Origin of the sequence: Neotabrizicola paludis (genome assembly GCF_044142105.1) — a bacterium.
In the GTDB taxonomy this organism is placed as follows: Bacteria; Pseudomonadota; Alphaproteobacteria; order Rhodobacterales; family Rhodobacteraceae; genus Pseudogemmobacter.
Genome location: NZ_JBGTYM010000002.1, coordinates 662,877 through 683,892, shown reverse-complemented (window position 1 = coordinate 683,892; position 21,016 = coordinate 662,877). Strand labels below are relative to the sequence as shown.

Sequence of the window (21,016 nt, the reverse complement as noted above, 5' to 3'; positions counted from 1 at the left end):
CAAGCTGCGACCCAATCTCAAGGATCGGACGCTTCCGCGCCTCACGCGCTATCTCAATGTCAGTCTTGAATGCCATGTCTTGCTCCTCCCCGGGGCGGTGAAGTTCTGTCTGCGACGTGATAGCGGGCGTCCGGCCCGCCACAAAGGCGGATTGCGACCTTCCGGGCCGAAATGCGCCAGCGGCGCCGGTCGGGCCCGCCGCTCATCCGGCCCAGGCCCGCTGGTCGGGAATATGCAGGCGCAGCCGGTCGCCCTGGCGCAACATGCCCGCACGTTCGACCCAGGCCGTGACGCCACGCTTGCCTTCGGCGGCGGATTTGAACGCCCTGCCCAGCCCGCCGGTCGCCTTGACCATGGTCACCGCCGGTTCCTGACAGGGCCGGTTCTCCATATCCACGACCAGCGTCACGCCATCCGGCCCCTGAAGCCGGCTCGAGGGCGGAAGATGGGTGAAATCCGGCAGGCCGGATATCACCACGCTCGCCCCCAGCCAGGCCGGGTCGAGCCGATCCATGCCAAGGGTCGCCGCCACTTCGGCCAGTTCCTCTGCCGAGACCAGGCTAAGCTGGCGGGAATTGCGGATCTCGGTGCCAAGCGGGTGCAGGGTCCGGACCCGGCTGCAGGAGGGCCGGGTCAGACCGGCGTGAATCTCATCAGCATAGCCGCCCAGCGTCAGCGGCATCTCCTCCACCGCCTCGCCGAAAATCTCCAACTTTTCGACCGGACGGCGCTGGGTGCCAAGCCAGATGACAATGCCGGAATACTCGGTCGGTTTCAGGGCGGGCATGCGTCAGGACCTTTGCAAGATCAGGAACAGGCGGCGGAACGGAAACAGCGCCCCACCCGAAGGCAACAGCGGATAAGCCTGCATCAGAGAGTCATCGTAAGCCGCAGTGAGCGCTGTCACCTCTGCGTCAGAAAGTCGCTCCATGACAGGCCGCATCGCCGTGCTTTCGGTGAAGCGGCGCACCGGGTGGCCCCTGTCCACCGGGTCAAGCTCTTGCAGATATTCGCTTTCCCAGACCGAAACCCGGCCCAGCGGCGCCAGAAGCCGCCAATAGTCTTCTGGCGGGGCGACCGAAGGCACAAAGGGACCGGGCGGGAAACGGTCGGGGAACAGCTTCGTCGCCAGATCGCGGATCAGCGCATGGGATGGCGCGACATGGTTGCGCGGCATCTGCACGGCCAGCACGCCGCCCGGCGCCAGCAGCCCGGCCAGGCGTGGGAACAGCCTCTCATGCGCCCCCAGCCATTGCAACGCGGCGTTCGAAAAGATCAGTGCGGGCGCCCGCGCCGGGGTCCAGGCCGCGATATCGACCAGCATCTTGGCATCATAGCCCTCGGCGCGGGCCAGCATGGCGGCGCTGGCATCAACGCCCAGCAGGATATGGCCCGGAAAGCGCGCCTTCAACGCGCCGGCCACGGCGCCATCGCCGCAGCCAAGATCGATCACCTCGCCAGCCGGCAGCGCCGGCACCTGCGCCAACAGATCCAGCGCGGGGCGCAGGCGCAGCGCGCGAAAAGCGGAATAGAGCGGCGGATTCCAGTCGCTCACAGCCATTTCTTCCAGCGGAAGAACAACCAGGGCAGGACGGCCGAAACCAGCATGGCCACCAGCGCCATCGGATAGCCCCAGCTCCAGCGCAGCTCGGGCATCACGTCGAAATTCATGCCATAGATGCTGGCGATCAGCGTCGGCGGCAGGAAGACGAAGGCCACGACCGAGAACAGTTTCACGATGTCGGATTGTCGGATGTTGATCACGCCCAGCGTCGCATCCAGCTGGAAGCGGATCTTCTCGGCCTGGGCCGCGGCGACCTCGCGCAGCGATTTCAGATCCTGCAGCAGCGATTTGAGCTGCGCCTTCTCCAGCCCCGCCAGCAGCGGATGCACACCCTGCAAGCCCGGCACCGCCAGCGCGTTCAACATCCGCAGCACGGTGGCCAGGCTTTCCTTGACCTTGCCGTTCAGATCTTCGGCCCGCCCGATCCGTTGCAGGACAAGGCTCAGCCGGTCGCTCTGGCTGGCCGGGCGGTTGCCGTCGAAGATGTTGCGCGACAGCGCATCCAGCTTGCGCGCCTCCCCCTCCAGCACATCGGCCAGCCGGTCCACCACCGATTCCATGAGCCCGAGCAGCGCGTTGACGCCGCAATTCAGCGCCGTGTCATGCCGCGCCGCCCAGTCGGCGAAGAACTTGAACGAGCCGGGATGGTGGTAATGCACCGTCACCAGCCGGTCCTGCATCAGCACGAAGGTGACAGGGCCGATGTCCAGCCCGGCTTCGATCCCGGCAGGGCGCGTCGCCAGGACCTGCGCGGTCAGGAACAGCACGCCCCCCTCGACATAGACCCGCGACGAGGCCTCGATCTCCTGCATGTCCTCGCGGGTCGGGATGCCGATGCCCAGAGCGGCCTCGACCGCATCTTCCTCGGCGGCCGTGGGATGCTCCAGATCGATCCACAGCGCCTCGCGCAGGCTGTGGCTGTTCAGGTCCAGTGGCACAAGCCGCGCCCCTTGCGCGCGATAGGCGGTGATCATCGGGGCCTCCGGCAAGTTCTGTACCGGATGCTAGCGGCACGCGCGGCAAAGAAAAAGCCCCGCGCGATGGCGGGGCTTTTCGGATCACAAAGGCGCCGGTTCCGGCTCCGGTCCGGGCTTCGGCTTGCGCGGACGCCGGGTCTTCGGGATCGCCGCCACCGAAGGCGCGCCGCCGCCGGGGGCTGCCGGTGTGTCGGCATCGTCGCCCGTGCCCAGCTTCTCGCCCGCGATGACCTTGCGGATCTCGTCGCCGGTCAGGGTTTCATATTCCAGCAGGCCCTTGGCCAGCCGCTCCCAATCCTCTTGCCGTTCGAGCAGGATCTTGCGGGCGGTCTCATAGCCCTCATCAATCAGGCGCTTCACTTCCTGTTCGATGGCCCGCTTGGTCTCGGCCGAAACCGAGAAACCGCCGGTATTGCCCTGATAGCCCTCGGCCGCCTCGGCATAATCGATATTGCCGACCACATCCGACATGCCCCAGCGCAGAACCATGGCCCGCGACAGGGCGCTGGCCTGCTGGATATCGCCCGAGGGGCCGTTCGACACCGCCTCGGCGCCGTATTTCAGGATTTCCGCCGCCTTGCCCGCCATGGTCATGGCGATGCGCTGCTCGCATTGGTCCTTGTGCCAGTTCAGCCGGTCCATTTCCGGCAGCGACATGACCATGCCCAGGGCACCGCCGCGCGGGATGATCGTCGCCTTGTAGACCGGATCGCATTTCGGCAGCGACATGCCGACGATGGCATGGCCGGCCTCGTGATAGGCGGTCATTTCCTTCTGTTCCGGCGTCAGCACCATGCTGCGACGCTCGGCCCCCATCATCACCTTGTCCTTGGCATTCTCGAAATCGTCCATGGTCACGAAGCGGCGGCCCACGCGGGCGGCCATCAGCGCCGCCTCATTGACCAGGTTCATCAGATCGGCACCCGAGAATCCGGGCGAGCCGCGGGCGATGGTGCGCAGATCGACATCCGGCCCCAGCGGCACCTTGCGGGCATGGACCGAGAGAATCTTCTCGCGGCCCTTGATGTCCGGGTTCGGCACATGGATCTGGCGGTCAAAGCGGCCGGGGCGCAGCAGCGCGGGGTCCAGCACATCCTTGCGGTTGGTGGCGGCGATGATGATCACGCCCTCATTCGCCTCGAACCCGTCCATTTCCACCAGAAGCTGGTTCAGCGTCTGCTCGCGTTCGTCATTGCCGCCGCCGATTCCGACGCCACGGGCGCGGCCCACCGCGTCGATTTCATCGATGAAGACGATACAGGGCGCGTTCTTCTTGGCCTGTTCGAACATGTCGCGCACCCGGCTTGCGCCGACGCCCACGAACATTTCCACGAAGTCCGAGCCGGAGATGGTGAAGAACGGCACCCCGGCCTCGCCCGCGATCGCGCGGGCCAGCAGCGTCTTACCCGTGCCGGGCGGGCCAACCAGCAGCGCGCCTTTCGGGATCTTGCCGCCCAGGCGGCTGAACTTCTGCGGGTTGCGCAGGAATTCGACGATCTCTTCCAGCTCTTCCTTGGCCTCGTCGATGCCGGCCACATCGTCAAAGGTGACGCGGCCATTCTTTTCGGTCAGAAGCTTCGCCTTCGACTTGCCAAAGCCCATGGCACCGCCACGCCCACCGCCCTGCATCCGGTTCATGAAATAGATCCAGACCCCGATCAGCACGAGGAAGGGCAGGAAGGTCATCAGCAGCGACATGAAGCCCGATTGCTGCTGCGGCGTCACCTGCACGTCGACGCCCTTGGCGATCAGCTTGTCGGTCAGCATCTCGCCATCGGGCTTGATGGTCGAATAGGTGTTGCCGTCCGTGCCCTTCATCGTCACGCGCTCGCCATCCAGCGTGACCGAGGCGACCTTGCCGGCTTCGACCTGTGTGATGAAATCGGAATAGGACAGGTTGCGCGCGTTCAGAGTTGCCTGGCCACCCGAGAACAGGTTGAAAAGCGCCAGGATCAACAGCAGCAGGACGACCCAGAAGGCGATGTTGCGTGCGTTGTTCACATGAGACTCCCGTAACGGCCCGCGCAGGCGCAATCGCCTTCGGGCTTTGGTCCCAAGATAGTCAATCGTGGGCCGGGTTCAATGCGATAAGAGTTAAGACTGGAAACAGGGCGTGCATGTCGCAGAAAACCCGCCGGAAAGCCCGGCCAGAGGGGCGGCAATCAGCCGCTCGCCGCTCCAAATCGCCGGGGTGACCTCCAGAATGCCGCGCGCAAGGCCCGTGTCACGCCAGGCGGGGCAGTGCCGCAGGCCCGCCGCGCCCAGCGCGCGCAGCTCCTCATCTCCCTGCCACGGCCCCTCGACCGTCCAACGCCCGTCCCAAAGCGCACCGCGCCGCGCCGTCACCCCGGCCACCGCCCGCCACTCACGGCGAAAGACCGCCTCGCCACCGCTGGCAGATACCAGCGTGCCGCGCAACGTGGCCTTGCCCCCCGCCGCCAGCACTCCGAGAATCCGGTTCAGTTCCGCCTCGCGCGGCGGATAGCCCGGCCCGACCAGCCCGCACAGCGCCTGACGCGCCACCCGGCGCTGGATCTCCATCGGCGCGCGCTGAAACCCGGCCCGGTCCAGAAGCACCGCCCCCGCCCGCTCGGTGACGCAGCGCCGCGCCGCATCCTGTGTCGCGGCCTCAAGCGCCGACCGTGCCATGTCCAGATGATCCGCCACCGCCGCCAGCTTGCCCACGGTGATGCCCAAGGGCTTCAGCGCCTTCAGCGCGCGGCGCGCCCGGACGCGGGTAAACGCCTCGTTCTCGTTCGAGGGATCGTCGATCCAACCGATGCCCCGCCCGGTCAGATAGTCGCGCAAGAACTGACGCGGGATATCCAGCAAGGGCCGCCCGAACACCACCCCGCCTTCGCGAAACGCGTGCCGCATCCCCGACAGCCCGTCCAGCCCGGCGCTGCGCGACAGGCCCATCAGCAGCGTCTCGGCCTGGTCGTCGGCGGTATGGCCCAGCACGACATGGCCGATGCCACGCCGCCCGGCCCAATCCGCCAGCAGCGCGCGCCGTGCCCGCCGCGCCCGGTCCATCAGATTGCCCACCCCCTGCGGATCGGCCCAGCGCAGCACCTCATGTGCGATGCCCCAGTCGCGGCACAGCGCCGCGACCTGCCTCGCCTCCGCCGCCGCTTCGGGGCGCAAGCCATGGTCCACCGTCGCCGCTTCGACCCGCCAGCCCGCCTGTGGCGCGACCCGCTGCATCAGATGCAGAAGGGCGAGGGAATCTCCCCCGCCCGAAACCGCCACGCCGATGATCGCAGGCCGGTCGCCGGCAAAGGCCCGTCCGGCCGCCGCCAGAAGCGCCGTCTCGTCTACTGGCACCCCAGCCCCTGCATGGCGATCGGCGCCTGCGTCGCGGCCGTCGTGCCCGGATATTGCGTCGCCACCTCGTTCAGCGTCACGCAGGCCTCAGGCACCTGGCCCAGCGTGCCCAGCGCCTGGCCCAGTTTCAGCAGCGCATCCGGGGCGAACTCGCCCTGCGGATCGCTGGAATAGCTGTCCAGATAGGCCCGCGCCGCATTCGCTGTCTCGCCCAGCGAGGTCAGCGCCTCACCGCGCAGGAAATGCGCCTCGGGGATCAGCGGCCCGCCAGGATAGGATTGGGCATAGGCCGCAAAGAGCTGTTCAGCACGGCGAAAGTCACCTTGACCGAGCACCCCCTTGGCCCGGTCGAAATCGTCTTTTTCTGCAACGGCAAGTTCAGGTCCGGTCCCGGCGGCGGGCGCCGTCGGGGTCGAGGGGGCCGCAGGGGCGGCGGCAGCGCTGCCACCGCCTCCGCCCAGCGTCGGGGTCGCGGGCATGGCCATCGGATCGCAGCCCGGCGTCTGCTCGCAAAGCCGGAACTCGATATCCCCGATCCGGTTGGTGCCATCGGCCACCACGCGGTTCAGGCGCAGCTCGATCTCTTCCGCCCGCGCGGTCAGGCGCGACAATTCGGCCTCAATCGCATCCATCCGCGCCAGCGCATCCGCGCCACCAACCCGCGCCGAAGCGCCCGAGGCCACGGTCTCGGCCTTGAGCGCGTTGAATTCGGCGGCAAGCTGGTCAAGCTCGACCTTGATATCGGCCAGGGTCTCGGCCCGCGCCGGGGCGGTCAGCCCCAGCGTCAGACCCAGAAGCACCGCAGGCGCAAGGCGCGGAAGCCGGAGCATGGGATCAGACCCCCGCGCCCGCAGACAGCACCGTCACGGCGCGGCGGTTCTTCGAGTAGCAGGCCTCGTCCGAGCAGATCTCCAGCGGGCGTTCCTTGCCATAGCTGATCGTCTTCATCCGTGCCGCGGCAACGCCCTGCGAGACGAGGAACTGCTGCACTGAAGCCGCGCGGCGCGCGCCAAGGGCAAGGTTGTATTCCCGCGTGCCCTTTTCGTCGGCATGGCCCTCGATGATGATCGCATAGGCAGGGTTCTGGTTCAGCCAGCCGGCCTGCGCGGTCAGGATCGTGCGCGCTTCGGGCGACAGGGTCGACTGGTCAAGCGCGAAGTGAACCTTGTCGCCGACGGTCTGATTGAAATAGGCGATCGAGCGCGGATCGCTCGGATCGCCAAGGCCGGTCGTATCGACATAGCCGTTTCCGCCCGCGCCACCGGCGCCGCCAGCGCCGCCAGCGCCATAGCGGTCGGGGTTCTGGCAGGCGGCCAGCGCAAGGCCGGCCAAGAGGATGAGGGCCTTGGGGGTCAGGGTCATCGGTTCTGTCCTTCTATCTGGCTCGATGGGCGCGCCGTTTCGCGGCGTCTGGGCAATTGTTTCGGGGGTACCCTATCAGCTTTGCGCCCCCAAGGGAATCGGGGGCGCATCACGCGATTGTCACGGCAGAAGCGGCGACCAGGCCGGGTCCGAGGCGGGGCCTTCGGTCGAGATCTGCTTGAGATTTCGGCCGGTGATATCGACCGACCACAGGCTCGACTGCCCGCCCGCGCCCGCGCTTTCGCGGGAGAACATGATCACGCGGCCATTCGGCGCCCAGGTCGGGCCTTCATCCAGGAAGCTGGCGGTCAGCAGGCGCTCTTCGCTGCCATCGGTGCGCATGACGCCGATATGGAAGCGGCCCGCATTCTGCTTGGTGAAGGCGATCAGGTCGCCGCGCGGCGACCAGACCGGCGTCGAATACCGCCCCTCGCCGCCCGAGATCCGCCGTCCTTCGCCGCCCGAAGCCGGCATGATGTACAGCTGCTGGGTGCCCGACCGATCGCTTTCGAACACGATCTGGCTGCCATCGGGGCTGAACGAAGGCGCGGTCTCGATCGCGGGCGAATTGGTCAGCTGGGTCAATCCGCCACCCAGGCTCAGCGCGTAGATGTCGGTATTCCCGCCACGTTCCAGCGAGAAGACGACCGTATTGCCATCAGGCGAGAAGCGTGGGGCAAAAGTCATCGTGCCCTGCTGGTCCTCAAGCGTCTGGCGGCGCAGGCTGCCCACATCCAGCAGCGTGATGCGCGGGAAGCCGGTCTCGTAGCTGGTATAGAGGATGCGGTCGCCTGCGGGCGAGAAGCGCGGCGCCAGCACGATCGAGGCGCTGTCGGTCAGGTACTGCACATTCGCGCCATCGTAATCCATCACCGCCAGCCGCTTGGCCCGCGCATTCTTCGGCCCGCTCTCCGAGACGAACACGACACGGCTGTCGAAATAGCCGCCTTCGCCGGTGATCTTGGAATAGACCACATCGGCCACCTTGTGGGCCATCCGCCGCCAGCCCGCCGTGGTGCCCGCGAATTGCAGCGCGGCCCCTTCGATCACCGAGCCGTTTTCCACGTCGAAGGCGCGGAACTTCACGGTGATCCGGTCGCCCGCGACCGAAACCGCACCCGTCACCAGAACGCGGGCATTGATCGCCCGCCAGTCTTCATAGGCAATGCCGCCGTCGAAGCTGCTGATCCGGCCGATATGCGCCTCTTGCGGGATGGCGCGGAAGAAGCCCGTGCCCTCCAGGTCCGAAGTCACGACGCGGCTAAGCTGCGTGGCATAATCGCCCGCGCCGCCTTCATCGACGAACATCGGCACCGCGATCGGCATCGGCTCGATCGTGCCGACGGTGATGTCGATCCGCGGCGGGCGGCCGTCCTGGGCCAGCGCCGCGACGGGGGCGGCGACCAGCGTCAGGCCCAGCGCAAGCAGCTTCAATAGGCGGAAGGGCTGTTTCATATGCCTCATGCTCCGGTTTTTCTTGTCTTTAGCCCATGGGGGCCGGGGTTCAGAGGGGAAAGTCCGCCCATCGGCGACCCTTTGCCCGACGGATGGCGGCGGAACCCGGTCATCGCACCCGCATCCCGTTGCCGTCGAAGGAAAATTCCAGAACTTTCCAGGTGTCGTATTTGTCCGGCGGCAGCGGGATACCGCCATCGCGCGCGGTTTGCAGGATGGCCCGGCGCGCCGTGTCGAAGGCCACCTGAATGCCCGCCTGGCTGGGGCCGGAGCTTTCGATCAGGCTGATATTGGCCGGGCGGCCATCCGGCCCGAATTCGACCCGCAGCACCACGACCGAGGACAGCGCATCGGTCGACAGCGCCCCCACGTTCCAGCGCCGCCCGATCGCGCTCGAGATGTCGCCCATCTCGCCTGCGGTCAGCGGCGGGCCCGAGGGGCCGCCGGTAGCGCCGCTCGAGGCCGGCTCGCTTGCCGCCTCGGCCGCAGCCGCCGCGACCGCCGCCGCGATGGCTGCGGCATCGCTGTCGCTGGTGCTGTCGGTCTCGGCCGCGCTGGCCGTCTCGGTTGGCGTCTCGGTCGGGCGGGGCCGGTTCGGCCGCGACTTGGGCCGGATCGAACCTGTCATGCCCAGGCTTTCATCCTGTTCCTCGGTCGCCTCGGTGCGCAGCACGTCGCCGGTTTCTTCCGGCACGGTCTCTTCCTGCGCCTCTTGCGGCGGCTGCGGCGTTTCCGACGGCGTCTCGCTGACGGCAGGTTCCGGCGTCTCAGCGGTCACCGCATCGGGCGGCGGCGTCACGGGATCGGGCGCGACGATATCGGCGGGCTTGGGCTTGGGCCGCATCGACGTCGACATCGACGGCAAGGGCTGCTCTTCGGGCAGCACCACCACATCCTCGGGCTGCGGTTCGGGCGCGGGCGGCACGGGTTCGGGTTCCGGCAGGGGCTCGGGCTCAGGCGCCGGTTGCGGCTCGGGCGCGGGCTCCGGGGCCGGAGGCTCCGGCGCGGGCTGCGGTTCCGGCGCGGGCGGCTGCACTTCGGGTTCCGGCTCGGGCGCGGGTTGCGGCGCCGGTTCGGCGGCGGGCGGCTCCGGCGTGGGCGGCGTGGCCGTCTCGACGCTGGGCGGCGTGTCCGCGGGCGGCGTGGACGCCGCCTGCATCGCCGCGAAATCGGCGGCGCTGATCATCGAGACCGACATCGACGGAACATCGGGCGAGGGCTGCGGCTGGAACAGCCAATCGCCCAGCATCACCCAGAGGATCAGCCCAGCATGGCCGATCCCCGAGACGATGGTGCCCGCTTGCATCCGCTCCTGCATGGCCCGGACCGCTCCTAGTTCCCCGCACCCATGTCGGGGCCTTGCGCATCGGTCACCAGACCGATGTTGGTGAAACCACCCGCATTCAGCGCGCCCATGACCTGGGCCACCCGTTCATAGGGCAGCGTGCCATCGGCCCGCAGATAGATCTTGTCGCTGGTCCGTTCCGCCGCGATCGCCTTGAGCTGCGGGATGAGGTTCGCCTCCTCCACTTCGCTGTTCATGATCAGGATCAGCCCGTCCGCGGTCAGCGTCACGGCCAGCGGCTCTTCCTGCTCGGTCGGCAGGGCGGTCGCCGCCGTCTTCGGCAGTTCCACCGGCACGCCCACCGTCATCAGGGGCGCAGCGACCATGAAGATGATCAGAAGAACCAGCATCACGTCGACCATCGGCGTGATGTTGATCTCGCTCATCGACGAGGCCGCGCCGCGCCGCCGGCGCCTGCGGCCACCGCCGCCCGCCTTTTTCATCACCCCCGCGCCCATGGCTCAGGAATCCAGCTGACGCGACAGGATCGTCGCGAATTCGTCGGCGAAGCTCTCGTAATTGCCCTGGATATGCTCGCTGTCGGCATTGAGCTTGTTGTAGAACACCACCGCCGGAATGGCCGCGACCAGACCGATGCCGGTCGCCAGCAGCGCCTCGGCGATGCCCGGCGCCACCACGGCGAGCGAGGTATTCTGCGACAGGGCGATCTGTTCGAACGAATGCTTGATGCCCCAGATCGTGCCGAACAGCCCGATGAAGGGCGCGGTCGACCCGGTGGTGGCCAGGAAGGACAGCCCCTTGTTCAGCCGCTCGCTTTCGCGCGCGATGGCCACATCCATCGCCCGGTCGATCCGGGCCTGCGCCCCCGCGATCAGCGCGCCATCCGGCTTGTGGCTGCGCCGCCATTCCAGCATCCCCGCCGCGAAGACCTTTTCGCTGGCGCCCTGCGGTTCCGGCCCGATCTTCTCATACAGCTCATCCAGGGGCTCGCCCGACCAGAAGGCACGGTCAAAGATCGCCGCCTCGCGCTTGGCTTCGCGGAACAGGATGTGCTTCTGGATGATCACCGCCCAGGACCAGAAGGACATGATCATCAGCGCGATCATGACAATCTGCACCGTCACGGTCGCGCGTGCGAAAAGGGCGAGCAAGGAGAAATCGATCTCCGCCGCCGGGGCGAGTGTTTCCATGTTCAATACGCCTGCTCGTTTAGGATCGGGCCGTTCTGCCGCCCGTTACCGTGGATTCTATCAAGGTTACAGAGGGAATGCCAACACAAGTTGGAGACCGGCACAGCCCCGCCCATCACAAGTGCAGCACGGCGGCAGCCCCCGCCTAATGCAGCGGCGGCGCCAGTTTCGCCCGCAGATCGGGCGGCACGCGGGCGGCATGGCCATCCTCGCCCATGCAGACCAGCGTGACCACCGCCTGGAACAGCCGCTCTCCCGTCCGCAGCACCTCCTGTTCGACCACGATCCGCGCCCCGCCGATCATCTGCAGCCGGGTGGTCACGGTCAGCTCGTCGCCGAAGCGCGCCGGGCGCAGGTAGTCCGCCTCGACCCGCCGCACGGCAAAGACGATGCCCGTCTCGGCCTTCAGCACCGCCTGATCCACGCCCAGCGCCCGCACCCATTCGGTGCGCCCGCGCTCGATGAATTTCAGGTAATTGGCGTAATAGACGATACCCGCAAGATCGGTATCCTCGTAATAGACCCGCAGGGTCATGCGATGCGCGGCGCTTTCGGTCATGGTGCGGCTCCCGTCCTGCCCCTGTCCCGCCCTTCATGGCATCCGCCTGCCGGGAACGCCATGCGGCCCATTGGCGTTGATCCGCAAAACAGCAAGAGGTTCCGATGTCGCTTCCCCGTCTGCCCGCCCTCGCCCTCTGCGCCCTCGCCGCCCCCGCCTCAGCCGAGGAAATTGGCCAGGTCGGCGTCGACTGGGTCGGAAATGACATCATCGTCGAGGCGATCACCGATCCCAAGGTTGAAGGCGTCACCTGCCACCTCGCCTATTTCGACCGCTCGATCTACGACCGGCTTACCCAGGGCAACTGGTTCGAGGACCCGTCCTGGTCCGCCGTCGACTGCACCCAGACCGGGCCGATCACGCTGGGAGATATCGACACCGATAAGGGCGGCGAGACGGTCTTTTCCGAACGCCAGTCGCTGATCCTCAAGACGATCGAAGTCACAAGAATCTATGACGCGAAGAACCACGCCCTCGTCTACCTCGCCCATGCCAGCGAGATCACCGAAGGCTCGGGCAAGATGTCGATCTCGGTCGTGCCCCTGTCCGATGACGTGCCCGCCCCGAACTGACCGCCGGTCTAGCCCCCCGCCCGCGCCGCCAGGCGCAAGGCATGGCTGCCATCCTGCGCCATGACCGGCAGAACCGGATCATAGGCCGCCCGGATCAGCGCCGCGATCTCTGGCCGCAGGATGATCTTGCCCTCGACCTCGGCCAGGGGCGAGAGCGCCGCAAAAGCCCCCTCGCCCCAGGTCAGCATCGCTTCCGCCGCCTGGGCCAAAGCCAGGGCCTCGGCGGGCATGGCGGCCAGATGCTCGTCCATGCGCAGGAAAACGAAAGCGGCGCGGATGCCGCCCTCGGGATCGAAGCGGAAGGCGCGATACTGGTTCGCGCCCTGCGTCGAAAGCCGGTCGCAGAGCGGGCCAAGATCGGGGATCAGCCGGTCCAGGTTCGGCACTTGCGGCAGTTCGGCCCAGTCGCGGAAGAAGAAGACCATCAGGTTCGCGCCCAGTTCAGGGTCGGTTTCGGCCATCTGATGCCCAGCCAGCGCGACCATGGCCTCGATCGCCCCCTTGACCACGGCAAGCGTCGCCTCCTCGACCCCGAAAACCACCGGCACGATCGGCCGTCCCCAGCGGGCGCAGAGAAACCTTCCGTCGCCGCGCGTGAACAGCTTTTCGATCTCACCCGCCACCATCGCCTGCTCCCTGAAAAACCGGCCCCGGATTTCCCCGCCCCGCGCCTTGGGGTCAAGCCCATTCAACTTGACAGCACCATTCCGGGGCGCGCCAGCGAGGCGCCATAGGCTCGAGCCAGCTGGCGCGGGAGGAGCAGTGCCGCTGAGCATTCCATGGTCCGCATCGGGCGCGGCCACGAGCCACGAACAAAAGCCATGCGGCGGCAGCCACGCGGCCAGATCGCTGTCGGCCTCACCCGTCGAACAGATCCGATTGGCCCGGTTGCCGTGGCGCTTCCAACCCCAGATGCCGCCAGGCCTTTGCCCCCAGCATCCGGCCGCGCGGTGTGCGCTGGATCAGGCCCTGCTGCAGCAGATAGGGCTCGATCACCTCCTCGATCGCATCGCGCGGCTCGCTCAGCGCGGCGGCGATGGTTTCCACCCCGACCGGGCCGCCGCCGTAATTCTCGGCCAGCAGCACGAGATAGCGCCGATCCGCGCCATCCAGCCCCAGATTGTCGACGCCCAGCCGCGTCAGCGCCCGGTCGGCCAGTGCGCGCGAAATCCGCCCGCCTTCCTCGACCAGGGCGAAATCCACCACCCGGCGCAGCAGCCGCCCGGCAATCCGCGGCGTGCCGCGCGCCCGGCGGGCAATCTCGCGGCAGCCCGCCTCCTCGGCCTGCACGCCCAGAAGCCGCGCGCCCCGGGTCACGATCTCGAACAGCTCATCCTCGGTATAGAATTGCAGCCGGGTCGGAATGCCGAAGCGGTCGCGAAGGGGCGTCGTCAACAGCCCCAGCCGCGTCGTGGCGCCGACCAGCGTGAAGGGCTGCAAATCGATCCGCACCGTCCGCGCCGCAGGCCCCTCGCCGATCACCAGATCCAGCGCGAAATCCTCCATCGCCGGATACAGCACTTCCTCGACCACCGGCGACAGACGGTGGATCTCGTCGATGAACAGCACATCGCGCGGTTCCAGATTGGTCAGGATCGCCGCCAGATCGCCCGGCTTGGCCAGAACCGGCCCCGAGGTCATGCGGAACCCCACGCCCAGCTCCCGCGCCATGATCTGCGCCAGCGTGGTCTTGCCCAGCCCGGGCGGCCCATGGAACAGCGTGTGATCCATCGCCTCGCCGCGCATCTTCGCGCTTTCCACGAAGATGCGCAGATTGGCCCGCGCCTCGGCCTGGCCGATGAATTCCTCCAAGACCTGCGGCCGCAGGGCGCGGTCAGAATCTTCCGGCAGGCGCTCGGGGCGCAATTGGGGATCGGGGGCCAACATGGCCGGAACAATCCCCGAACGCCGCGCGCTTTGCAAGGCCCGCGCCGCATCCCCGCCGGGGCGTGCCCAGCCGCGCCCCGCCTCCGGCGGGCGTATCTTTCGCCAAGATGAAGCCGATGTTCCTTCAGCCTGGCCTTTAGGACGCAGGAAAAGCCGGAACCGGGCGCGCGGCCTCAGCGCCAGGGCGCCCGGTTGCGGCGCTGGCCCGCGCGCGGGATCGAGCTTCCCGCCGCCTCGGGCGCGGTGGGCCGCATCGCCCGCCCCTCGCCCGCCATCTGCATCAGCGCCGCCACCCGGTTCGCGGTCGAAGGGTGGGTGGCGAACAGATTGTCCGCCCCCTGCCCGTTCAGCGGATTGATGATGAACAGATGCGCCATCGCCGGGTTGCGCTCGGCCGCCGGGTTCACCACCCGCCGCGCCAGCGCCTCGATCTTCTGCAAGGCCTGCGCCAGCCAGGCGGGCTGGCCGCAGATCTCGGCGCCCAGCCGGTCAGCCTCATATTCGCGCGAGCGCGAGATCGCCATCTGCACCAGACCGGCCGCCAGCGGCGCCAGGATCATCAGAAGGATCGTCCCGATCACCCCGCCCGGCCGGTCCCGGTTGCCGCCGAAGAACAGCGCGAAATTGGCCAGCATGGAAATCGCCCCGGCCATGGTCGCCGTGACCGTCATGGTCAGCGTGTCACGATGCCTGATATGCGCCAGCTCATGCGCGATCACGCCGGCCAGTTCCTCGCGGCTCAGCGCCTGCATCAGCCCGGTTGTCACCGCGACCGCCGCATGCGCGGGGCTTCGGCCCGTGGCAAAGGCATTGGGCTGCGCCGTCTCGACCACATAGACCGCCGGATGCGGCAGGCCGGCGCGGTCGGCCAGAGAATGCACCATCGCCACCAGATCGGGCGCGCTGCGCGCATCGACGGGCCGCGCCCCGTTCATCCGCAGCACCGCCTTGTCGGAATTCCAGAAGGCGAAAAGGTTCATCGCCCCCGCCACGGCCAGCGCGACGAGCGCGCCGCTCGTCCCGCCCAGAAGCGCCCCCAGCCCCATGAACAGGGCCGTCATCACCGCCATCAGCACAAAGGTGCGAACCATCGCCATCCTCTCCAAATCCCATCGGATATGGAAAGTCGCCAAGCCGGCCGCAAGTTCCCCGCTAGCGTGGCGCCAGCAGTTTCAGCGCCGCCCGGATCAATGCCGGGGCCTCGGCCTCGGGCGCCTCGCCCGCCGCGGTGGCAACGGCCTGCGCCGCATCGCCCTGGCCATAGCCCAGGTTCAGCAGCGCCGAAAGCGCGTCGGCCGATTGCGCCGCCCGCTTCGCCCCCTCGGCCGCCTTGGGCGCCGCCCGCGCGGGTTTCGCGGCGGGCAGAGGCTCGATCACCTCGTCCAGCTCCGCCGTCCCCGCCAGCGACACGCCCCGCGCCATCACCGCCGGGGCTTTGGCCTTCAGCTCAAGGATCACCCGCTGCGCCAGCTTCGGCCCCACGCCCGGCGCCGCCTGCACCGCCCGCGCATCGCCCAGCGTGATCGCCCGCGCCACGCCCTCGGCCCCCAGCGCGCCCAGAATGGCCATGCTGGCCTTGGCCCCCACGCCCTGCACCGTCATCAAGAGCTTGTGCCATTCCTTCTCCAGCATGGTCGGAAAGCCGAAAAGCTGCAGCAGGTCCTCGCGCACCAGAAGATCGGTGAACAGGGCGCAGGCCTCGCCCACCGGCGGCAGCGCCGCCAGGGTGCGGTCATTGACATGGACGATATAGCCCACGCCGCGCACATCGATCAGCACGCTGTCGCTGCCCTTCCAGTCGACCCTGCCGGAAATCTTGCCGATCATCCCGCAGCCTTCCGCAATGCCGCCTCGAAACGGCCCGCCGATTGCAGGTGATGGGCATGGCAGATCGCCACCGCCAGCGCATCCGCCGCATCCGGCCCCGCGATCTGCGCGCCCGGCAGATGCAGCCGGACCATGTGATCGACCTGCACCTTGGCGGCATGGCCCACGCCGACGACGCATTTCTTCACGGCATTGGGCGCATATTCCCCGACGCGCAGCCCGAACTGCGCCGGAACCAGCAGCGCGATCCCCCGCGCCTGCCCCAGCTTCAGGGTCGCCACCGCATCCTTGTTGACGAATGTATGCTCCACCGCCGCCGCATCCGGTGCATGGGTGCGGAAGACCTCGGTCAACAGCCCGTGCAACAGCGCCAGCCGCCCCGCCAGCTCATCCGAGCCGCTTTCGCTGTGGCAGATGCCATTGGCGACATGGATGATTCGGGTGCCCTGCACATCAATCACCCCCCAGCCCAGGTTTCGCAGCCCCGGATCGATGCCGATCACACGCATTGTTACGACTGCCCCGCCCGTTATTGTCATTTCGTGACGAAATAGCACGAATAGGGAACATCCGCCAAGGACCTTGTCAGGGGTTGCACCCTCTGCGCCGGGCGCCTAACATACGTTGCAGGCGACAGTTCGAGTACGGAAAACGACATATTCGCGCCGCCGCCAGACCCCCACATCGAATTGCGGCACAATTGTGTCCGCACCCATGCAGCGCGCGCAAGGCTGTCATGCTGCACTGCAGCTTGCCAGTCAGACATGGCCCGATTATCTGGCTTCACGAACGAGGGAACGCCTTCGTTTTAGTCAGTTTTGAAAAGGAACACACCATGGCCGCCATCGAAACGAGCCGCCCGGCGCCGTTCGGCGCCATCACGACCTACCGCGCAGTCAACGTGCTGTCGAACGCCTTTGCGGCTTTCTCGGCCTGGAATGATGCGCGCGTCACCCGCAAGGCCCTCGGCAAGCTCTCGGATCGCGAGCTGGACGATATCGGCCTGTGCCGCGGTGACATCGAGATGCTGGGGCGCTGAAAGCGCCCGAAGACCAAGAACGGTCGCCGGACATGCAAAGACCGTCTTCGGGACACCGAAGACGGTCTTTCTGTTTCTGCAATGCGGCATAGACCGCGGGCGGGGGGCGTCCGGGCAGGGCCGTGCCCGTCGCCTTGCCCACCCGCAAGGCCTCAGCGCGCGGGGAAAACCTGTTCCAGGAAGGCCGAGATCAGACGGGTCACCGGATCGGCCTGCATCAGTGTCGCGGCCAGAGGATCGACGCCCGTGCCCGTGCCAAGTTCGGCCACGCGGCGGTCATAGGTTTCGGCGCCGACGGTGAAATGGATCGCGCCCTTGAGCGCCATGCCCATGGCGACGATCACAAGCGCCTTGCGCAGCATGCGCCCCCAGGACCGCTCGCGCCGATAGGTGGCCGACCGGCCCAGCGTGCCCGCCGCCTCGAAACCATAGCCCTTGCGATGCAGACGCTCGATCCGCTTCACGCGGCCATAAAACTCATTGAGATTCGGGTCGGCCCACATCTCGTTCACCAATCATACTAAGGCCCCCGCCTTAAGGAATTGATGCGTCGAGATTGTGGCAAGAATGGGGCGAACGGCTTCGCAAGGCGATAAGCGCAAGGCATTTCCTGAGGATTTTCAGGCCCTTATTCTCGAACCAGAACCAATGCCGACCATTCCCCCAGATCGTTTCGATCCTGCAAACGGAAGCCCTCGGCCAGATAGGCGGCGATCACCGCCTCGGCCTGCACGACCAGCAGGCCAGAGAGAATCACATGCCCGCCCCTGGCGGCATGTTTTCCCATCGCCGGGGCCAGTTCGATCAGCGGCCCTTTCAGGATATTGGCGAAGATCAGGTCGAAAGGCGCCGCGTCGCCGATGCGGCGATGGGCAAAGCCCGCCGCCTCCAGGCAGACGATGCGGCCCTGAAGATCGTTGATCGCCACATTGGCCTCGGCCACATCCACCGCCACTCGATCGATGTCGCTGGCGATGATCTTTGCCTCGGGCAGAACCTTGGCCGCCGCCATGGCCAGAACCGCGGTGCCACAGCCGATATCGGCGATGTTCGTCGGGCGCAGCCCGTCGGTATAAAGCCGGTCGAAGGCCAGCAGACAGCCCAGCGTGGTGCCATGATGGCCGGTGCCGAAGGCCATGGTCGCCTCGACCTGCAGCGGGATGCGGCCCTCGGGCAGCTTGTCGGCATCATGGCTGCCATAGACGAAGAAGCGCCCGGCATCGACCGGGTGCAATTCGCGCTGCACCTTGGCCACCCAGTCGACCTCGGGCAATTCGCTGACCAGAAAGCTCTTGGCGCCAAAGGCGGTGGCCAGGATTTCCAGCACGATCTCGTCGGGCGCGTCGTGGAAATACCCGCCGACCTCCCAGATGCCCGACCCGTCCTCGACCTCGAAGACGCCGACGCCATAGGGCTCCGGATCCATGCGCTCCATCGCCTCGCCCAGAGCGCGCGCGGGCTCTTCGCCGGTCAGGGTGGTCAGGGCGGAATAGGTCGGCATGGCGGCGCTCCTTGGCTTATCCGGGCTTTAGGCCGTGGAAGCCTCATTCGCAAGCGCCGTGCCTTGCAGATCCCGCCGGGGCGCCGCCCCGGACCCCGGGATATTTGAGAACAGAAGAAGGGCGAAAGGCGTCTCGCCGCAAATCACCTGTTCCCAAATATCCCCGCCGGAGGCGCGGCCAAGCCGGCTGGCCGCGAGGCCAGAGGAGAGAGAAAAGACCCACGGCGAAGCCGCTCAATCTGACGCCGCGGCGTCAGTAGAAGCTCTGCGGGTCGATATCGACGGCAAGCCGGATCTGCGGCGGCACCCGCACCTGCCCGATCCAGGCCCGCAGCGCGGCCTGCAGCGGCACCGATTTCGCCGCCTTGACCAGAAGCCGCACCCGATGCCGCCCACGCACCCTTGCGATCGGCGCTGGGGCCGGGCCGAAAACCTGGGCGCCGGCCTCGCGCAGCGGCGCGTCGCGGCGGGCCAGCTCATTGCCCAGATCGAAGACCTGCGCCACATCCGGCCCCGACAGGATGATCCCCGCCATCCGGCCATAGGGCGGCACGCCCGCCGCCCGGCGTTCCGCCGCCTCGGCGCGCCAGAAGGCCTCATCCGCACCCGACAGGATCGCCTGGATCACCGGATGCTCGGGCTGGTGGGTCTGCAACCAGGCCTCGCCGCGCTTCTCCGCCCGCCCCGCGCGCCCGGCCACCTGGCGCATCAACTGGAAGGTCCGCTCCGCCGCCCGCAGATCGCTGCCCTGCAGCCCCAGATCGGCGTCGATCACCCCCACCAGCGTCAGCAGCGGGAAGTTGTGCCCTTTGGCCACGATCTGCGTGCCGATGACGATATCCGCCGCCCCCGCCGCGATCTCCTCGATCTGCGCCTTCAACGCCCGGGCCGAGCCGAACAGATCCGAGGACAGCACCGCCATCCGCGCCTCGGGAAAGCGCGCCGCCACTTCCTCGGCCAGCCGCTCCACCCCCGGGCCGACGGCATGCATCTTGCCCTCGACCTTGCAGGAAGGGCAGGCCTCGGGCACGGGCTTGGTCGCGCCGCATTGGTGGCAGACCAGCCGCTTGAGAAAGCGATGCTCGACCATCCGCGCATCGCAATGGTCGCAGCCGACCTGCCCGCCGCAGGCGCGGCACACCGTCACCGGCGCATAGCCGCGGCGGTTGAGGAAGAGAAGGCTCTGCTCCCCCGCCTGCAGCCGCGCCTCCACCCCCCGCGCCAGGGTCTCCGACAGCCAGCGCCCCGCCGGCAGGCTTTCCGCCCGCATGTCGATCGCCCGCATCGCCGGCATCTCGGCCACGCCGAAACGCGAAGTCAGGTCAAGCCGCGTATACTTGCCGCTTTCCGCATTCACCCAGCTTTCCAGACAGGGCGTGGCCGAGGACAAGACCACCGGACAGCCCAGGATCGAGGCGCGCAGCACCGCCATGTCGCGCGCATTGTACAAGACCCCCTCCTCCTGCTTGTAGGAGGTGTCATGTTCCTCATCGACAACGATCAGCCCCAGATCGCGGAACGGCAGGAACAGCGCCGAACGCGCGCCCACCACCAGCCCGACCTCGCCCTCCGCCGCCATCTTCCACAGCCGCCGCCGTTCCGTCTGCGTCACGCCGGAATGCCATTCCCCCGGCCGCGCCCCGAACCGCGCCTCGACGCGGGCCAGGAAATCCGCCGTCAGCGCGATTTCCGGCAGCAGCACCAGCGCCTGCCGCCCGCGCCGCAGGGCCTCGGCCACCGCTTCCAGATAGACCTCGGTCTTGCCCGACCCGGTCACGCCCTTCAGCAGAAAGGTCTGATAGGCCTCCGCCGCCACCGCATGGACCAGCGCATCCCCCGCCGCCTGCTGATCGCCCTCCAGCCGCATCAGCCCCGCAGGCTCCAGCCGCGGATAGGGCAGGTCTTTCGGCGCCTCCTCCTCGGCCAGAACCCCCAGCTTCACCAGCCCCTTGACCACGCCCGTCCCGCAGGCCGCCGCCTCGGCCAGTTCCCCCAGCGTCACCGCCGCCCCGCCATAGGCCCGCAAGGCCTCGATCACCCGATGCCGCGCCTCGGTCAACTGGTTCGGCACCGGCCCCGCCAGCCGATAGACCCGCCGTGTCGACGGCGCCTCGCCCAGACCCGGCGCCCGCGTCGCCAGCCGCAGCATCGCGGACAGCGGCGTCAGCGTGTAATCCGCCGCCCGCGCCAAAAGCAGCCGCAGCTCCTCGCGCATCGGCCGCGCGTCAAGCACCCGGTTCACCGGCCTTACTTTGGCCGGATCCCAGCCCCCCGCGCCCGGGCCCCAGACCAAGCCCAGCACCCGGCGCGGCCCCAGGGGCACCTCGACGAAATCCCCCGTGCCGCAACCGCCCTCGGGCGCCTTGTAGTCCAGCACCCGCCCCAGCGGCTCGGTCGTCAGAACCCCGACCAACTCGCCTTCGCTGAAGACCCGCTCGACCACTGTTAGCGCT

The 21,016-nt window shown here is 67.8% G+C and carries 22 protein-coding genes; 2 read left to right on the top strand and 20 right to left on the bottom strand.

The features are described from left to right. Positions 1 to 202: 202 nt before the first annotated feature. From ACED67_RS08470 to ybgC, 12 genes are all read right to left on the bottom strand, one after another. Positions 203 to 787: an MOSC domain-containing protein gene (locus tag ACED67_RS08470; protein ID WP_395541133.1), complete on the bottom strand. Its 585-nt coding sequence runs from the start codon at positions 785 to 787 to the stop codon at positions 203 to 205. 3 nt (positions 788 to 790) lie between these two features. Next, the gene (locus tag ACED67_RS08465) at positions 791 to 1,561 is read right to left on the bottom strand and encodes a methyltransferase domain-containing protein (RefSeq protein WP_395541132.1); all 771 of its coding nucleotides are present in this window, start codon (positions 1,559 to 1,561) and stop codon (positions 791 to 793) included. After that, positions 1,552 to 2,538 carry a magnesium transporter CorA family protein gene (locus tag ACED67_RS08460; protein WP_395541131.1) on the bottom strand — a complete coding sequence of 329 codons (987 nt, stop codon included), beginning with the start codon at positions 2,536 to 2,538 and terminating at the stop codon, positions 1,552 to 1,554. The genes ACED67_RS08465 and ACED67_RS08460 overlap by 10 nt, the downstream gene beginning before the upstream one ends. Positions 2,539 to 2,622: 84 nt before the next feature. Beyond that, positions 2,623 to 4,542, bottom strand: a complete 1,920-nt coding sequence (gene ftsH / locus ACED67_RS08455; protein ID WP_395541130.1) for an ATP-dependent zinc metalloprotease FtsH — start codon at positions 4,540 to 4,542, stop codon at positions 2,623 to 2,625. Between the two features lie 93 nt (positions 4,543 to 4,635). Beyond that, positions 4,636 to 5,865, bottom strand: a complete 1,230-nt coding sequence (tilS, locus tag ACED67_RS08450) for a tRNA lysidine(34) synthetase TilS (protein WP_395541129.1) — start codon at positions 5,863 to 5,865, stop codon at positions 4,636 to 4,638. After that, positions 5,856 to 6,695 carry a tol-pal system protein YbgF gene (gene ybgF, locus ACED67_RS08445; protein WP_395541128.1) on the bottom strand — a complete coding sequence of 280 codons (840 nt, stop codon included), beginning with the start codon at positions 6,693 to 6,695 and terminating at the stop codon, positions 5,856 to 5,858. The genes tilS and ybgF overlap by 10 nt, the downstream gene beginning before the upstream one ends. Before the next feature lie 4 nt (positions 6,696 to 6,699). After that, on the bottom strand, positions 6,700 to 7,227 hold the full coding sequence (gene pal, locus ACED67_RS08440; RefSeq protein ID WP_395541127.1) for a peptidoglycan-associated lipoprotein Pal: 528 nt from the start codon (positions 7,225 to 7,227) through the stop codon (positions 6,700 to 6,702). A gap of 120 nt (positions 7,228 to 7,347) precedes the next feature. Further along, a complete protein-coding gene (gene tolB, locus ACED67_RS08435) occupies positions 7,348 to 8,682 on the bottom strand; it encodes a Tol-Pal system beta propeller repeat protein TolB (protein WP_395541126.1) in 1,335 nt (444 codons plus the stop codon). Positions 8,683 to 8,791: 109 nt separating this feature from the next. Further along, complete coding sequence (tolA, locus tag ACED67_RS08430; RefSeq protein ID WP_395541125.1) at positions 8,792 to 10,000, bottom strand: cell envelope integrity protein TolA; 1,209 nt, start codon at positions 9,998 to 10,000, stop codon at positions 8,792 to 8,794. Between the two features lie 14 nt (positions 10,001 to 10,014). After that, positions 10,015 to 10,485 (bottom strand): protein TolR, encoded by a 471-nt coding sequence (tolR, locus tag ACED67_RS08425; protein ID WP_395541124.1) that lies wholly within the window; start codon positions 10,483 to 10,485, stop codon positions 10,015 to 10,017. Between the two features lie 3 nt (positions 10,486 to 10,488). Further along, complete coding sequence (tolQ, locus tag ACED67_RS08420) at positions 10,489 to 11,184, bottom strand: protein TolQ (RefSeq protein ID WP_395541123.1); 696 nt, start codon at positions 11,182 to 11,184, stop codon at positions 10,489 to 10,491. A 139-nt stretch (positions 11,185 to 11,323) separates the two neighbouring features. After that, the gene (gene ybgC / locus ACED67_RS08415; RefSeq protein WP_395541122.1) at positions 11,324 to 11,737 is read right to left on the bottom strand and encodes a tol-pal system-associated acyl-CoA thioesterase; all 414 of its coding nucleotides are present in this window, start codon (positions 11,735 to 11,737) and stop codon (positions 11,324 to 11,326) included. A gap of 104 nt (positions 11,738 to 11,841) precedes the next feature. Here ybgC and ACED67_RS08410 point away from each other — a divergent pair, with 104 nt between their 5' ends. Further along, on the top strand, positions 11,842 to 12,309 hold the full coding sequence (locus ACED67_RS08410; protein ID WP_395541121.1) for a CreA family protein: 468 nt from the start codon (positions 11,842 to 11,844) through the stop codon (positions 12,307 to 12,309). An 8-nt stretch (positions 12,310 to 12,317) separates the two neighbouring features. On the opposite strand, the gene ACED67_RS08405 is transcribed toward ACED67_RS08410, so the two are convergent. From ACED67_RS08405 to ruvC, 5 genes are all read right to left on the bottom strand, one after another. Further along, positions 12,318 to 12,935, bottom strand: coding sequence for a hypothetical protein (locus ACED67_RS08405; RefSeq protein ID WP_395541120.1), 618 nt, complete (start codon positions 12,933 to 12,935; stop codon positions 12,318 to 12,320). A 232-nt stretch (positions 12,936 to 13,167) separates the two neighbouring features. After that, positions 13,168 to 14,196 carry a Holliday junction branch migration DNA helicase RuvB gene (gene ruvB, locus ACED67_RS08400; RefSeq protein WP_395541119.1) on the bottom strand — a complete coding sequence of 343 codons (1,029 nt, stop codon included), beginning with the start codon at positions 14,194 to 14,196 and terminating at the stop codon, positions 13,168 to 13,170. Positions 14,197 to 14,369: 173 nt separating this feature from the next. Continuing rightward, positions 14,370 to 15,293, bottom strand: coding sequence for a zinc metalloprotease HtpX (gene htpX / locus ACED67_RS08395; protein ID WP_395541118.1), 924 nt, complete (start codon positions 15,291 to 15,293; stop codon positions 14,370 to 14,372). Positions 15,294 to 15,348: 55 nt separating this feature from the next. Next, positions 15,349 to 16,023 (bottom strand): Holliday junction branch migration protein RuvA, encoded by a 675-nt coding sequence (gene ruvA / locus ACED67_RS08390; protein WP_395541117.1) that lies wholly within the window; start codon positions 16,021 to 16,023, stop codon positions 15,349 to 15,351. Then, on the bottom strand, positions 16,020 to 16,532 hold the full coding sequence (gene ruvC, locus ACED67_RS08385; RefSeq protein ID WP_395541116.1) for a crossover junction endodeoxyribonuclease RuvC: 513 nt from the start codon (positions 16,530 to 16,532) through the stop codon (positions 16,020 to 16,022). The genes ruvA and ruvC overlap by 4 nt, the downstream gene beginning before the upstream one ends. A gap of 326 nt (positions 16,533 to 16,858) precedes the next feature. On the opposite strand from ruvC, the gene ACED67_RS08380 reads away from it, so the two are divergent. After that, positions 16,859 to 17,062, top strand: a complete 204-nt coding sequence (locus ACED67_RS08380) for a DUF1127 domain-containing protein (RefSeq protein WP_395541115.1) — start codon at positions 16,859 to 16,861, stop codon at positions 17,060 to 17,062. Between the two features lie 152 nt (positions 17,063 to 17,214). On the opposite strand, the gene ACED67_RS08375 is transcribed toward ACED67_RS08380, so the two are convergent. From ACED67_RS08375 to ACED67_RS08365, 3 genes are all read right to left on the bottom strand, one after another. Beyond that, on the bottom strand, positions 17,215 to 17,565 hold the full coding sequence (locus tag ACED67_RS08375; protein ID WP_395541114.1) for a hypothetical protein: 351 nt from the start codon (positions 17,563 to 17,565) through the stop codon (positions 17,215 to 17,217). A gap of 125 nt (positions 17,566 to 17,690) precedes the next feature. Then, on the bottom strand, positions 17,691 to 18,563 hold the full coding sequence (locus ACED67_RS08370) for a 50S ribosomal protein L11 methyltransferase (protein ID WP_395541113.1): 873 nt from the start codon (positions 18,561 to 18,563) through the stop codon (positions 17,691 to 17,693). Positions 18,564 to 18,816: 253 nt separating this feature from the next. Beyond that, the gene (locus ACED67_RS08365) at positions 18,817 to 21,006 is read right to left on the bottom strand and encodes a primosomal protein N' (protein ID WP_395541112.1); all 2,190 of its coding nucleotides are present in this window, start codon (positions 21,004 to 21,006) and stop codon (positions 18,817 to 18,819) included. Between the last annotated feature and the right edge of the window lie 10 nt (positions 21,007 to 21,016).

Excerpts from the sequence above, each read along its gene's own strand:
- ACED67_RS08470 (WP_395541133.1), bottom strand. The coding sequence starts at position 787 with ATGCCCGCCCTGAAACCGACCGAGTATTCCGGCATTGTCATCTGGCTT.
- ACED67_RS08465 (WP_395541132.1), bottom strand. The coding sequence starts at position 1,561 with ATGGCTGTGAGCGACTGGAATCCGCCGCTCTATTCCGCTTTTCGCGCG.
- ACED67_RS08460 (WP_395541131.1), bottom strand. The coding sequence starts at position 2,538 with ATGATCACCGCCTATCGCGCGCAAGGGGCGCGGCTTGTGCCACTGGAC.
- ybgF (WP_395541128.1), bottom strand. The coding sequence starts at position 6,695 with ATGCTCCGGCTTCCGCGCCTTGCGCCTGCGGTGCTTCTGGGTCTGACG.
- pal (WP_395541127.1), bottom strand. The coding sequence starts at position 7,227 with ATGACCCTGACCCCCAAGGCCCTCATCCTCTTGGCCGGCCTTGCGCTG.
- tolB (WP_395541126.1), bottom strand. The coding sequence starts at position 8,682 with ATGAAACAGCCCTTCCGCCTATTGAAGCTGCTTGCGCTGGGCCTGACG.
- tolA (WP_395541125.1), bottom strand. The coding sequence starts at position 10,000 with ATGCAGGAGCGGATGCAAGCGGGCACCATCGTCTCGGGGATCGGCCAT.
- tolR (WP_395541124.1), bottom strand. The coding sequence starts at position 10,485 with ATGGGCGCGGGGGTGATGAAAAAGGCGGGCGGCGGTGGCCGCAGGCGC.
- ybgC (WP_395541122.1), bottom strand. The coding sequence starts at position 11,737 with ATGACCGAAAGCGCCGCGCATCGCATGACCCTGCGGGTCTATTACGAG.
- ACED67_RS08410 (WP_395541121.1), top strand. The coding sequence starts at position 11,842 with ATGTCGCTTCCCCGTCTGCCCGCCCTCGCCCTCTGCGCCCTCGCCGCC.
- ACED67_RS08405 (WP_395541120.1), bottom strand. The coding sequence starts at position 12,935 with ATGGTGGCGGGTGAGATCGAAAAGCTGTTCACGCGCGGCGACGGAAGG.
- ruvB (WP_395541119.1), bottom strand. The coding sequence starts at position 14,196 with ATGTTGGCCCCCGATCCCCAATTGCGCCCCGAGCGCCTGCCGGAAGAT.
- htpX (WP_395541118.1), bottom strand. The coding sequence starts at position 15,293 with ATGGCGATGGTTCGCACCTTTGTGCTGATGGCGGTGATGACGGCCCTG.
- ruvA (WP_395541117.1), bottom strand. The coding sequence starts at position 16,023 with ATGATCGGCAAGATTTCCGGCAGGGTCGACTGGAAGGGCAGCGACAGC.
- ruvC (WP_395541116.1), bottom strand. The coding sequence starts at position 16,532 with ATGCGTGTGATCGGCATCGATCCGGGGCTGCGAAACCTGGGCTGGGGG.
- ACED67_RS08380 (WP_395541115.1), top strand. The coding sequence starts at position 16,859 with ATGGCCGCCATCGAAACGAGCCGCCCGGCGCCGTTCGGCGCCATCACG.
- ACED67_RS08375 (WP_395541114.1), bottom strand. The coding sequence starts at position 17,565 with ATGTGGGCCGACCCGAATCTCAATGAGTTTTATGGCCGCGTGAAGCGG.
- ACED67_RS08370 (WP_395541113.1), bottom strand. The coding sequence starts at position 18,563 with ATGCCGACCTATTCCGCCCTGACCACCCTGACCGGCGAAGAGCCCGCG.